Annotated in this window: 14 protein-coding genes; 1 reads left to right on the top strand and 13 read right to left on the bottom strand. The window is 56.3% G+C overall.

Going from position 1 to position 12,355, the window contains the following annotated elements:
* Window positions 1–23: 23 nt before the first annotated feature.
* Genes ABUA09_RS00700 through ABUA09_RS00670 form a run of 7 tightly spaced genes read right to left on the bottom strand, consistent with a single transcriptional unit; the run spans window position 24 to window position 5,154 of the window.
* Window positions 24–1,127, bottom strand: a complete 1,104-nt coding sequence (locus ABUA09_RS00700; protein ID WP_081959789.1) for a D-alanyl-D-alanine carboxypeptidase family protein — start codon at window positions 1,125–1,127, stop codon at window positions 24–26.
* Between the two features lie 43 nt (window positions 1,128–1,170).
* Window positions 1,171–1,578 carry a GerW family sporulation protein gene (gene ytfJ / locus ABUA09_RS00695; RefSeq protein WP_058117684.1) on the bottom strand — a complete coding sequence of 136 codons (408 nt, stop codon included), beginning with the start codon at window positions 1,576–1,578 and terminating at the stop codon, window positions 1,171–1,173.
* A 43-nt stretch (window positions 1,579–1,621) separates the two neighbouring features.
* Window positions 1,622–2,242, bottom strand: a complete 621-nt coding sequence (locus ABUA09_RS00690) for a DUF2953 domain-containing protein (protein WP_195614221.1) — start codon at window positions 2,240–2,242, stop codon at window positions 1,622–1,624.
* 6 nt (window positions 2,243–2,248) lie between these two features.
* Complete coding sequence (gene scpB, locus ABUA09_RS00685) at window positions 2,249–2,911, bottom strand: SMC-Scp complex subunit ScpB (RefSeq protein WP_195614222.1); 663 nt, start codon at window positions 2,909–2,911, stop codon at window positions 2,249–2,251.
* A 22-nt stretch (window positions 2,912–2,933) separates the two neighbouring features.
* The gene (locus ABUA09_RS00680; protein WP_033117253.1) at window positions 2,934–3,731 is read right to left on the bottom strand and encodes a segregation and condensation protein A; all 798 of its coding nucleotides are present in this window, start codon (window positions 3,729–3,731) and stop codon (window positions 2,934–2,936) included.
* Window positions 3,732–3,748: 17 nt separating this feature from the next.
* Window positions 3,749–4,432 carry a site-2 protease family protein gene (locus tag ABUA09_RS00675; protein ID WP_227151543.1) on the bottom strand — a complete coding sequence of 228 codons (684 nt, stop codon included), beginning with the start codon at window positions 4,430–4,432 and terminating at the stop codon, window positions 3,749–3,751.
* A gap of 29 nt (window positions 4,433–4,461) precedes the next feature.
* On the bottom strand, window positions 4,462–5,154 hold the full coding sequence (locus ABUA09_RS00670; RefSeq protein WP_279202684.1) for a tyrosine-protein phosphatase: 693 nt from the start codon (window positions 5,152–5,154) through the stop codon (window positions 4,462–4,464).
* 350 nt (window positions 5,155–5,504) lie between these two features.
* On the opposite strand from ABUA09_RS00670, the gene ABUA09_RS00665 reads away from it, so the two are divergent.
* Window positions 5,505–5,651: a GNAT family N-acetyltransferase gene (locus tag ABUA09_RS00665; protein ID WP_081959827.1), complete on the top strand. Its 147-nt coding sequence runs from the start codon at window positions 5,505–5,507 to the stop codon at window positions 5,649–5,651.
* 348 nt (window positions 5,652–5,999) lie between these two features.
* On the opposite strand, the gene ABUA09_RS00660 is transcribed toward ABUA09_RS00665, so the two are convergent.
* The 6 genes from ABUA09_RS00660 to clpP all read right to left on the bottom strand — a co-directional run bounded on the left by ABUA09_RS00660 (window position 6,000) and on the right by clpP (window position 12,326).
* Window positions 6,000–6,425, bottom strand: a complete 426-nt coding sequence (locus ABUA09_RS00660) for a VOC family protein (RefSeq protein WP_058117678.1) — start codon at window positions 6,423–6,425, stop codon at window positions 6,000–6,002.
* A gap of 42 nt (window positions 6,426–6,467) precedes the next feature.
* The gene (locus ABUA09_RS00655) at window positions 6,468–7,232 is read right to left on the bottom strand and encodes a fumarylacetoacetate hydrolase family protein (RefSeq protein ID WP_195973457.1); all 765 of its coding nucleotides are present in this window, start codon (window positions 7,230–7,232) and stop codon (window positions 6,468–6,470) included.
* Window positions 7,229–7,828: a ribosome biogenesis GTP-binding protein YihA/YsxC gene (yihA, locus tag ABUA09_RS00650; RefSeq protein ID WP_058117676.1), complete on the bottom strand. Its 600-nt coding sequence runs from the start codon at window positions 7,826–7,828 to the stop codon at window positions 7,229–7,231. Before yihA ends, ABUA09_RS00655 begins: the two co-directional genes overlap by 4 nt.
* Window positions 7,829–7,841: 13 nt before the next feature.
* A complete protein-coding gene (gene lon / locus ABUA09_RS00645) occupies window positions 7,842–10,250 on the bottom strand; it encodes an endopeptidase La (RefSeq protein ID WP_208319102.1) in 2,409 nt (802 codons plus the stop codon).
* 71 nt (window positions 10,251–10,321) lie between these two features.
* Window positions 10,322–11,638, bottom strand: a complete 1,317-nt coding sequence (gene clpX / locus ABUA09_RS00640; RefSeq protein WP_195607568.1) for an ATP-dependent Clp protease ATP-binding subunit ClpX — start codon at window positions 11,636–11,638, stop codon at window positions 10,322–10,324.
* Between the two features lie 97 nt (window positions 11,639–11,735).
* Window positions 11,736–12,326: an ATP-dependent Clp endopeptidase proteolytic subunit ClpP gene (clpP, locus tag ABUA09_RS00635; protein ID WP_033117246.1), complete on the bottom strand. Its 591-nt coding sequence runs from the start codon at window positions 12,324–12,326 to the stop codon at window positions 11,736–11,738.
* Window positions 12,327–12,355: the final 29 nt, after the last annotated feature.

The following is a 12,355-nucleotide window of genomic DNA, read 5'->3' as shown; positions in this document are numbered from 1 at the left end:
GGGCGATTCCCGCGCAGGGTATTTCAAGGGAAGAAGAACTTCAGGAGCTCCCGGATTGGGGGCCTTTTATCCGCAGCGTCCCGCCGGACCGAGGAAGCATAGACCAGTGGCGTCTCTCCCACAGGTTCTTCCCCCACATAAAAGACCAGCCGCCCTGCCGGGACCTCCGCCTCGATTGGAGCTTGGACCTGTTCCGGAAGCTCTATTTCAGCCCGGACTTTCTCCCCTTCTGTCAGTGGAAAATAGACGTCTGACGCTGTTTTTACACCCACAAAGCGGACCAGGCTGCCCGCCACAGGCAGCATCCGAAAGTCTCGGTTTCGGGTGGCCAGCACTTGGCGCGGGTATGTGGAGAAGCCGTAGTCAAAAAGGGCGGCGTGATCCCGCCAGTCATCGGGATCGCTCAGGGTCACGCAGACCAGCAGTTGGCCGTCTCGCCGCGCGGCGGAGACCAAGGTCCGCCCCGCCAGTTGTGTGTAGCCAGTTTTCATTCCGACACAGCCCTCATACTGACTGAGAAGCTTGTTGTGGTTGACAAACGTCCGGTTTCCCAGCGTGATCGAGCGGGTGGCGACGATTTTGGCCACAGTCTCATTCTCCATACAGGCGATCCCCAGACGGGCCATATCCGCCGCAGTGGAGTAGTGCCCGTCGGCGTTAAGCCCGTTGGGATTTTCAAAATGGCTGTCTGCCATGCCCAGCTCCCGGGCCTTTTGATTCATCTGTTCCACAAAGGTCTCCACATCTCCGCCGCAGTATCGGGCAAGGGCAAGGGCCGCGTCGTTTCCGGAGTGGAGCAGCAGGCCATAAAGAAGCGCCTCCACGGTGATCTGCTCCCCTACCTGCAAGTACAGGGAGGAGCCCTCTGTACGCGTATCGGCGTACTCCACCGTAACGTTCTCACCCAAGTCGATGCACGACTCTGCCGCCACCAGGGCAGTCATGAGCTTGGTGGTGCTGGCGATGAGCCGCCGGGTGTGGGCATCCTTTTCATAGAGGACCCGACCGCTCTCCGCATCCACAAGGATCGCGGAAGCGGCGGAGACAGAAGGCGGACCGGAGACGGCAGCAGCATGGGGGAAAAGCAGCAGGCAGGCGGCCAGCCCAGCCGCGCAGACACGTTTCATTCAGGCATCACCTCAAACCACAGAGATGACACTAGTATGAAACTTAAAAGGTGTCTTTATCCTCTTTCTTATTCTTCTCCATATAACCAGTGACCTTATCGAACATTTCCGGCACCAGCTCCACCACACGATCCACGGTGTTTCCCGCCGGTGGTGCCACGGGCAGCAGCTTTACAGTATCTCCTTTGACAATGAGAAAGGCCACCGGGGAGATATTGACTCCGGCCCCGCTGCCGCCGCCGAAGGCATTGTCGGCCTCCGGCTTCTGATTTTTGGTCATAAAGTCGCTGCCGCCGGAGGCAAAACCAAACGACAGCTTGGAGACCGGAATGAGCGTGATCCCATCGTCGGTGCGGATGGGAGTCCCAATGATCGTGTTGACGTCCACCATCTCCCGGATCTTCTGCATCGTTGTGGACATCAGGTCGCCGATGGGATGATTCTTTTCCATAAAATATCGCCCTTTCTTAACTTGTGTACAGTCAGCTCGGCTTTCAAGCGGCTGTCTTTGCTTTTGCTTCCCGGTTTCTTTTTATCAGAAGGCCCAGTGCCCGCAGTCCAAAATGGACGGCAAAGGCGATCCCTTGCCCAATGGAGAGCGAAAGCGCCGCCCGAATGGCAATGACCGGGCTGTACCTGTCGAAATCCACCGCAGTGCGGATTTTCCGCTCTCTGATATTAAAATTGTTCTCCAAAAGTGGGATTACCATACCAAGTATTGCGTTGGCGCCGCCAAAGGCAGCCGCAGCCATGGCTGGATCGGACGCCGCCATCGTGAGTGTCAGATCCAGATCATCCACTCTTATCCTCTTTTGGAGGCTCCCAGCGGCATCAGCCGCCAGAGGCAAAAATTGCCGCACCAACTCCAGGGTGTCCTTCGGCTCCGGCACCGCATCTGCATCCGCTTTGCGCTTCCGCTCTGGTTTTGCCCCTGTGCCTGGGCCAGATGGTCTCTCTTTCTTCTTTTTTACAGGGAATACCCGTATGCGCAGAGGCCCTACCCGTATCAGGATCTGAAGCCCCTGCTCTGCATACGCCACGGTTCCGCCCACGCGGACCTGGGAAAAAAGCAGCAGCCCAAAGAAGACCGCGCCTAGAATCAGCAACGCCTTCACCCCGCTTCACTCCTCCGCTGCCGGGATATCTGCTTCGGTGGCGGAGAGTTCCCGCGCGGCTTCCAGCAGCTCCTCATCGGTTAGATTTTCCGTCTGCTCACCCCGTAGCTTTTCCAGCGCCGCCTGCATTTCCAGTGTGATCTGTCCATCCTCAGGGCCGGCGCTGGGGAGTTCCGGCAGCTCCTCCAGGCTGGAGAGCCCAAAAGAGCGTAAAAAGGTAGTGGTCGTGCGGTATAGGATCGGCCTTCCCGGCACAGCCAGGCGTCCGCACTCCTCAATGAGCTCTCGGTCCAGCAGCAAGCTCACGGTATACGAGCTGTCCACGCCGCGGATCTGGTCCACGTAAGCTCGCGTCGTGGGCTGATAGTAGGCGATAACAGACAGCACCTCCAGAGCAGGCGGAGAGAGTTTGGCCGGCCTGCGGCTCTCAAAGGTTTTTCGAATCAGTTCGGCATACTCCGGCGCAGAGCAGAGCTGATAGCTGCTGTCCAGCTTGATGAGGCGGATGCCCCGGCGCTCATAGCTGTACGCATCCATCAGTTTCTGGGCCACCGCATCCGCCGTGGCCCGGTCGATTTCCAGCGCCAGACAAATCCGCTCCACTCCCACGGGCTCTCCTGCTGCGAACAGGATGCCCTCCATAGCGGACTCAATTTCTTTCAGGTCCATATGCGCTCCCCTTCTCCCGGCCTCAGTATGCGTCCGTGGAAAACTCCAGCTCTGCTTCGCCCTCTCCGGTGCATGTTACGGTACAGTCCTCATCGGTCCCCGCCAAGCGAATTCGCTTGGCCTTGCACAATTCCAGCACGGCGATGAAGGTGGCCACTACTTCGGACCGGCTCCGATTTCCCTGAAAGAGGGAGCGGAACCGAGTCACCCCCAAGCGCATAAGGCGGCTCAACAGCTCCCCCGCCTTGTCCGCTACCGGATAGGGCTCCCTACCCACAATCCCCTCAAAGGCGCTCATGGGAGGCGGCATCTGACTGCCCATACGTTCCCGGACTGTCATCATGGCCCGGCGCAGGTCATCCTTGTCATGGACATAGCGATAGGCCCGATTCACCGGAAGTTGTTCCGGTCCCTTTGTGATATAGTCGCGGCCCAGCGCATAACGACCGGTGAACTCTGGGATCACCGACTTGATCTTCATATAGTTTTCATGGCGCTGGTGGGCCTCCAGGGAGGCAATGAGCTGTTCCATCTCAGAGAGGGCCTCCTCGTCATGGATGGACAGGAGCATCCGGGATTTAATGAAAATAAGCTGGGCCGCCATGGTCACGAACTCGCTGGCCACTTCCAGATCGAGTTTCTTGCGCCGCTCCATCCAGGTCAGATACTGCTCCAGGATCACCGAGATCTGGATATCCTTGATCTCCATTTTATTTTTGCTCAGAAGATGGAGGATAAGATCAAGGGGGCCGGTAAAGTCCTCCAAAGCCTCCGCACGGGCCTTTACCACTTTTTCCAGGTGATAGATGGGACTGTCCACAGTGCGCTCCCCCTCTCCTATCCAAGCATCAGCGTCAATGGCCAGGAGGACCCCTTCACCAGCAGATCCAGTACCCAATCTCTGGCAATGGCCAACGGCGTGCTGAGAACGCCGGTCCACAGGATCGCCATAAGAAGAAGCATCCCCCACCGCTCGTAGCGGAGGATACCGTAGTAGATCCGGTCCGGCAAAAAGCCCTCCACTACCTTGGAGCCATCCAGCGGTGGGAACGGAATGAGGTTGAATAGCCCCAGCCCCACGCTGAGAACAGCAGTCATGGCCAAAAAGTCAATGGCTGTGCCCAGCCCTTCAGGGCCACCTGTGTAGTAAGCGCCGATCAGTGCGGCCCTCAAAGTGAGCGCCGCATAGGCCAACAGGAGATTGGAGACAGGACCTGCAAGCGCCGTGACCGCCATTCCTGTCTTGGGGTGCTTGAAATAGCGCATATCCACCGGGACCGGCTTTGCCCAACCGAACCCCGCCACAATCATCATCAGCGCACCGAAGGGATCGATATGCCGCAGAGGATTCAGCGACAGCCGGTGCTGTGCTTTGGCTGTGGGATCCCCCAGGGAATAAGCGGCGAGACCGTGGCAGGTCTCGTGAACCGTCAGGCACAGCAGCACCGCCGCCACTTGGAGCAGCAGATCAGCGAGACCGGCCCAGTCCATATTCTGTGCAAAATCTGAAAAAGAACCCAAAAGAAGGTCCTCCCTATTCTCTAATATTGTCAGGCCAGAACCTTGGCACGAAGTGCGGCCATTTCCCGCTCAGAGAGTCCGACCGCACGGAGATAGCCGGACACAGAGCCATACGCCTCGTCCAGCAGCGCCAGGCATTCGGCCATATACTTGCTTTTTGACATCCCGGCAAAGGGGACAAGATCTGGAACAGACATCCTGATCCGGCGAATGATCTCCGCCAGATAGATCTCAGATACCTGATAATCTGCCAGGATATCCTCCCGGCTCACTCCGGCCAGAGAGAGCAGCAGCGCGGCCACCATTCCGGTGCGGTCTTTTCCCGCCGTACAGTGAAAAAGCACGCCTCCGGGCGCCTCCACAATGAGGCGCAAGATCCGGCAGGCACTCTCCTTTCGATCCAGGACCTGGAAGTAGCCACGTCCCACATCTCTCTCCAGATTCGGCATTCTCTCTCCACCCAGCATGGGGGCATGAAAGTAACGAAAGTCCGTTTCTCCCGCCAACTGATCCGGCTTGCGTTTTGTCTCCTCCTCGCTGCGGAGATCAATGACGGTGGTGATATCTCGGTCCACCAGCCATTCGATGTCCTTTTCCGTCAGACCAGTTGGATTGTCCCCGCGCAGCAGTCGCTCCCAAGCGGTGACGCGGCCTCCTGCAGCCGGATATCCACCCAGGTCCCGCAGATTATTCATGTTTCCCAAGGGAATATGGCGCAGCAAATGGACCGCCTCCCAGACATTTTGGATTTTAGTATAGCAGATTTTCCCGAAAAGCACAAGGAGGAGCAGAGGCAGTCCCCTCTCCCAAATCATTCGTTGAAAAGGCCCAAAAAGGGCAGTCACCATAAAAACTGGTAACCACCCTTCAAATGAATCCATTATATTTTTTCTATGGAATACGTATCATAAAGATCCCAATATTTTTTATAGACTCTGTCCTTCTGACCGTCAAGACTCAACTGGTACATCCTAAATGTGGCCCAAAAGTCTTTGGGCTGCCACTGTTTCTTCCTGCACCCTTTTTTCATAAAAGGCTTCCAGCCCCGGCTGTGCGCCAAAATACAATATAGTTGGGGTATTATTTTGGAACAATTACAGAATTGCTGGTACTGCCGGAATACCGGAGACAAGGAATAGGGAGTAAACTTCTCCATCTCGCCAAAGACAATAGCCATCGGAAAGGATTCGCAGGCAGCCAACAAGGACGACAGGACTGATGACCGGGAATTGAATGCCTCTATATTCATCCCATTTGTCAATAGAATATGGCCAGGGCGTTATGATATGGCCAAAACACAGGTCGCATTGTCAAAAACACGGGATATTTCTGCTGAGGGAATGCGTTTCAGGATGGGGTGTCGAGGTGTAGCACCAGAGATGCTGCGAAGCATATAAAAATTTTAAATTTTGCGGAGCGGTAATGCAGCAAATAGGCATGAAATATTGCTATTCCTATGAGGAACACAATAAACGCAGCCTCTTTTTCAGGAAAAGATGGTTAGGGATCGGACTGTATGCTCGGGGCAAGCACAAAGCAGAGTATGCAAAAATGCAGGTCTTTTTTCCTAACGCAGAGCAAAACAAGCGCTCTCCATCATGGATTTCATTTGGCATAAGCAAAATGGATGACCGGCAGGATCAAGCATCACTCTCCAGGCGTCGGAAAATTGTTCCTCCGCCACCGCCGCTCCACAGCGGACGGCATGTTGAACAGCCTTTTCCAGATCATTCACGGCAAAGTCCAAATGCGCCATTTGCTGCTGCATTCCCGACCTTTCCGGCCATACGGGCGGTTCATACTCTGAGTTTTGTTGGAATGTAATACCGGGGTATCCCCCCTGCGCCGTTCCCGGCGCGCCGATACATGCATATTCCTCACTGTGAAATGGTATTTCCCATCCGAGCAGCTGCGCATAGAATTTCGCCAGTTCATAAGGGTCTTTGCAGTCCATCGTGAAGGAATACATTTTGATTTTCAGTTCGTCCTCCATCGCGGTTCTTTCCCCCCAATTAACGCATTCCGGCATATCGCCTTATTGCGACACAATATGGTTTCTCAGTACGCCGATGCCCTCGATCTCCACTTCAACGGTATCGCCGGAGCACATGGGACCGATCCCGGCCGGCGTACCGGTGGACACCACATCCCCTGGCTCCAGGGTGATCCCGGCAGTGATGAAAGCCAACATATCAGGGATCTTCGTTAGAAAAAGCGCGGTATTGGCGCTCTGGACCGTATTCCCATTCAGGCGGGTCTGGATTTTCAGCGCCGTGGGGTCCACTTCATCCGTGATCACAGGTCCCATTGGCGCAAAGCCGTCCATACACTTGCCTCTGGTCCACTGGCCATCCGCCGCCTGGATGTCCCGGGCAGTCACATCATTGAGGCAGGTAAAACCCAGAATATACCCCCAAGCGTCAGCAGCTTTCACTTCTTTGGCCCGCCTCTTGATGACAAATGCCAGCTCGCCCTCATAATCCAGGCGCCCAACAAAGGCTGGGATACAGATATCTCCTTCCGGGTCGTTGACACAATTGGGCGTTTTCATGAAGACAATCGGGGTCTCTGGAGCGGCCCCGCCCATCTCCAGGGCGTGATCGGCGTAATTTTTACCCAAGCAGACGATTTTACCCGGCGTACAGGGTGCCAGCAGGCGGCAGTCTGAGAGCGGCCACCGCTTGCCGTCATAGTACTCGGTATCCCCAGCATAGGGCGGATATTTCAATGTGTGTACGGTATCCCCGTTCAAAACGCCCCAACTGATCTTTCCCATCCTCTCCACACGTACGTACTTCATAAGAGCCCCTCCCCCAAATGTGCTGAAATCTGGCCCAGCAGGTCCGGACGGCCGGTTCCCTTTTCGGCGGAGAAGGGAATCACCTCTATATCGGCGTCAATTTCCAGCGTATCCCGGATACGCTGGAGGTTGGGCTCAATTTCACTTTTTTTAAGCTTATCCAGCTTATTGGCCACCACCACAAAAGGCTTTCCCGCCTGCTTGAACCACTCGCCCATGGTACAGTCATCCGCCGTGGGCTTGTGCCGGGCATCTACCAACATACATCCCAGGGTCATCAGGCCCGGATCGTCAAACCAGGATTGGATCAGCCTGGCCCAACGGGCCTTCTCCGCCTGTGACACCTTGGCGTATCCATACCCGGGAAGGTCCACCAGATAAAACTTGCCGTCGATCCTGAAATAATTGATGTGAGAGGTTTTTCCCGGCGCGTTACCCACCCGAGCGAAATTTTTCCGGTTCAGAATGCGGTTGATGACGGAGGACTTTCCCACATTAGAGCGGCCGGAAAAGACAATTTGAGGCAGCCCGTCCCGGGGAAAGTCCTCCTTTTTCGCCGCGGAACGGACAAATTCCGCGTTTTGTAAATGAATCATTTCCGCACTCCCGTTACTGTTTCAAATTGAGGGTGGGCTCCACCCCTTGATGCCTGCCTGCCAGCCCGTCCAGATCCGGCAGCGTCTGCACGGCCTCGAACTCCAGCGCGCTGGAGAGCACCTCGTCCACATGCTCCACCGGAATGAAATGGAGGGCGCTCCGAACCGTCTGGTCGATATCCTCCAGATCACTCAGATTGTCGGCGGGCAAAATCACCGTCCGCATACCATTGCGGAGCGCGGCCATGGTCTTTTCTCGCAAACCGCCAATCGGCAGCACCCGGCCTCGGAGCGTAATCTCCCCCGTCATGGCCACATCCTGCTTTACAGCTGATCCGGTAAGCGCGGATACCATGGCGGTAGCGATCGTGACGCCGGCGGAAGGCCCGTCCTTGGGAACTGCTCCTTCCGGAAAGTGGACATGCAGATCTTTTGTCTTGTAGAAGTCGGCCTCAATCCCCAACTGAGCGGCACGGCTGCGAATATAGCTCAAAGCAGCGTGGGCGGATTCCTTCATGACATCCCCCAGGTTGCCGGTAAGTTCCACCTTGCCGGAGCCCGGGACTACATTTACCTCGACCTGGAGGATTTCTCCTCCCACAGAGGTCCAGGCCAGACCGTTGACCACGCCGATCTGCCGCCCCGTCTCCCGCTTTTCAGGGTGATATTTCCGTACCCCCAGATATTGGGAGACGGTATCTCCTGTTAAGGAGATACGCTTTTCATTCCCTGTCACAATGCGCATAGCCGCTTTTCGGCACAAGCTTGCCAGCTCCCGCTCTAAGACGCGCACCCCGGATTCCCGGGTATAGCCCGTAATGACCTCCCGAATGGCGTCATCCGTGAGCTTGAGCTGAGACTTCTTCAGTCCATGGCGTTTGAGCTCCTTGGGCAAAAGATGGTTTTTGACGATCTGGAGTTTTTCCTCGTCCGTATAGCTGGAGAGCTCAATGACCTCCATCCGGTCCAGCAGCGGCCTGGGAATGGTATCGGTCGTATTGGCGGTTGTGATAAACAGCACGTCGGAGAGATCGAAGGGCACTTCCAGGAAATGATCACGGAAGGTGGCATTTTGCTCTCCGTCCAGGACCTCCAACAGTGCGGAGGCCGGATCTCCGTGGATATCCGAGGCCAATTTGTCGATCTCGTCCAGAAGCAGGAGAGGGTTGGCGCTTCCCGCATGCCGAACGCCGTCAATGATACGCCCCGGCATGGCTCCCACATATGTTTTTCTATGTCCGCGGATCTCCGCCTCGTCATGGATCCCGCCCAGCGAGATCCGGGCCAGCCTGCGCCCTGTGGCCCTGGCCACAGACATAGCGATTGAAGTTTTGCCCACTCCGGGAGGGCCCACCAGGCAGAGCACCTGTCCTTTCAGTTCGGGTGCGAGCTGTTTGACCGCCAGGAACTCCAGGACACGTTCCTTGACCTTATCCAGCCCATAGTGATCTGCATCCAACACTTTACGGGCCGCCTTCACATCTGTCCTTTCCCGGGTCCTTTTGCTCCACGGGAGATCCAGACATACATCCAAATAATTGCGGATCACGGTGGCCTCAGCGGAGCCAAAGGGCTGTTTGGAAAGGCGGTCCAGCTCTTTGTTCAGCTTTTTCTCCACCTCTTTCGGGAGCTTTGCCTTGGAGATCTTCTCCCGGTACTCTCCAAGCTCGCCATCGCCGGTCTCTCCCTCCCCCAGCTCGTTCTGGATCACCTTGAGCTGCTCCCTGAGATAGTAATCCCGCTGATTGCTGGTAAGCTGGTCGCGGACCTTGGACTGCATCTCCTGCTCCAATTCCAGCACAGACACCTCTCGACCCAGTGCCTGTGAGAGCTTTTCCAATCTGCGTACCGGGCGCAGTTCCTCCAAGATTCCCTGCTTGTCCGAGGCGCGCATGGCGATGTTCTGGGCAATGTAGTCCGCGATATAACCCGGATCATCGCTGGCCAGAACGCTGATGAGGACATCCCCCGTCATGCGTGGTGAGAGCCCTGCATAGCTCTCAAAGAGCTCATAGGTGCTGCGGATCAGCGCCTCCGTCTTAGGGGTATTGCGAGTGTGTTCAGGGACGGGCAGGTATTCCACCGCTCCCTGAAGGAAGGGCGCGCTCTGGCTCAGCCCCAGCAGACGGCCGCGGCTGCTCCCCTCCACCATGACCCTCACATTACCACCGGGCAGGCGAAGGATCTGTTTTACATTGGAGATGGTACCGATATGATAGAGGTCCTCCTGGCCGGGCTCTTCCACAGAGAGGTCGCGCTGAGCTACCAGGAAAATGGGCAGCCCCTCGCTCATCGCCTGGTCCAGGGCCTTGATTGAAGTGTCCCGGCCCACATCAAAGTGGAGGAGCATATTGGGGAAAATGGTAAGTCCCCGCAGCGCCAGGACGGGCATGGTTACAACTGTATTCGGCTCAACAGCCATGGAATCACTTCCTTTACAAAAAGCAGGGCGGGAGACCGGCCCCCGTCCTGCTTTCCTTGACAGAATCTGTTTTAAGAGACGTTGCTCTGGGTCCGAAGTCCACCGTGTTCGGCCCGCAGAGACGCGCCGCCCAGGCGGGGACGGGCGGGACGGTCGGAGTCGCGGGTGATCTCCGGATGGGCCCGTTCGGTGACGCACTCGGGCGTAATCACCACTCGGGCAATAGAAGCGTCGGAGGGCACGTCATACATGACCTGTGTCATGACCTCCTCCAGCACAGCCCGAAGGCCCCGGGCACCGATTCCGCGCGCAATGGCCTTCTCCGCGGCCGCTGTCAGCGCTTCCGGCTGGAATTCCAGATCCACATTGTCATATTCCAGCAGCTTCTTATATTGCTTGACCAGCGCATTTTTGGGCTCCGTCAGAATGCGGACCAACTGCTCCTGATTCAGGGACTGAAGCGCTGTAATGACAGGCAGACGGCCTACCAGCTCGGGAATGATGCCGAACTTCAGAAGATCATGGGGCTGGATCTCCCGCAGAAGGGCCGACATATCCTTCTTCTTTTTGCTCTCGATCTCTGCGCCGAACCCGATGGTCTTTTTGTCCAGGCGCTGCTCAATGATCTTTTCAATGCCGTCAAAGGCTCCGCCGCAGATAAACAGAATGTTTTTGGTGTCGATCTGAATGAACTCCTGGTGAGGATGCTTCCGACCGCCCTGAGGCGGGACATTGGCCACGGTTCCCTCCAAGATCTTCAGCAGCGCCTGCTGCACGCCCTCGCCGGACACATCCCGGGTAATCGAGGTATTCTCACTCTTCCGGGCGATCTTATCGATCTCATCCACATAGATGATGCCGCGTTGGGCCAGCTCAATATCATAGTCGGCAGCCTGCACCAGGCGCAGAAGGATATTCTCCACGTCGTCGCCCACATAGCCCGCCTCTGTCAGCGTGGTGGCGTCAGCAATGGCAAAGGGCACCTTCAGGATACGGGCCAGCGTCTGTGCGAAGAGGGTCTTGCCGCAGCCGGTGGGTCCTATGAGCAGAATGTTGCTCTTTTGAAGCTCCACATCATCTCCACCGCCGAAGTAGATACGCTTATAGTGATTGTATACCGCCACAGAGAGGGCCACTTTGGCGTCTTCCTGGCCGATGATATACTCGTCCAGCACATCCCGGATCTCTTTGGGAGTAGGGATCACATCGGGAATATCCGGGCGCTCCTCCTCCACGTCGTCTCCGGCATCCTCCAGGATACTCATGCAGAGCTGGACGCATTCGTTGCAGATATATGCGCCCGGGCCCGCAATGATGCGGGAGACCTGCTCCTGATGTTTGCCGCAGAAAGAGCAGCGGACCGGACGTTTGTCGTCGTTTTTGGGCATAGGGCTTCACCTCGAATCGGACGGAATACCGTCCACAAATACTAAGCGGCGCAGGGGAGCGGAACGCGACGGCCCCGCTCCCCTGTCAAATCCGTTTTTACTGCTTGGTAATGACCTTATCGATGAGGCCGTATTCCATGGCTTCATCGGCAGACATAAAATTATCGCGCTCACAGTCGGCAGTCACGACCTCCAGCGGCTTTCCCGTGTTCTCGGCCAGGATCTTGTTCATTCGCTTTTTGATGATCTCCAGACGCTTCAGGTGGATGGCCATGTCAGTGATCTGACCCTGTGTGCCGGCGGAGGGCTGATGGATCATGATCTCTGCGTTGGGAAGCGCGAATCGCTTTCCCTTCGCTCCGGAGGAGAGCAAAAAGGCCCCCATACTGGCTGCCATGCCGATGCAGATGGTGGAAACATCACACTTTACATACTGCATGGTGTCATAAATAGCCATGCCGTCGGTGACAGACCCGCCGGGACTGTTGATGTAAAACTGGATGTCCTTGTCCGGGTCCTGTGCCTCCAGATAGAGAAGCTGTGCCACCACCAAACTGGCCGTAGTGGCGTTCACTTCTTCCCCCAAAAAGACAATACGGTCGTTAAGCAGACGGGAGAAGATGTCGTAGGACCGCTCTCCGCGGTTGGTCTGTTCAACAACATAGGGTACTAGGCTGGATTGAATCATGATGCGCAAACTCCTTTTCCATTGACAGA

It is taken from the genome of Intestinimonas sp. RTP31139st1_F5_RTP31139_211217, from assembly GCF_040226735.1.
Classification (GTDB): Bacteria; Bacillota; Clostridia; order Oscillospirales; family Oscillospiraceae; genus Intestinimonas; species Intestinimonas butyriciproducens.
The sequence above is the reverse complement of the archived record's forward strand: the minus strand, read 5'-3'. Positions and strand labels throughout refer to the sequence as shown.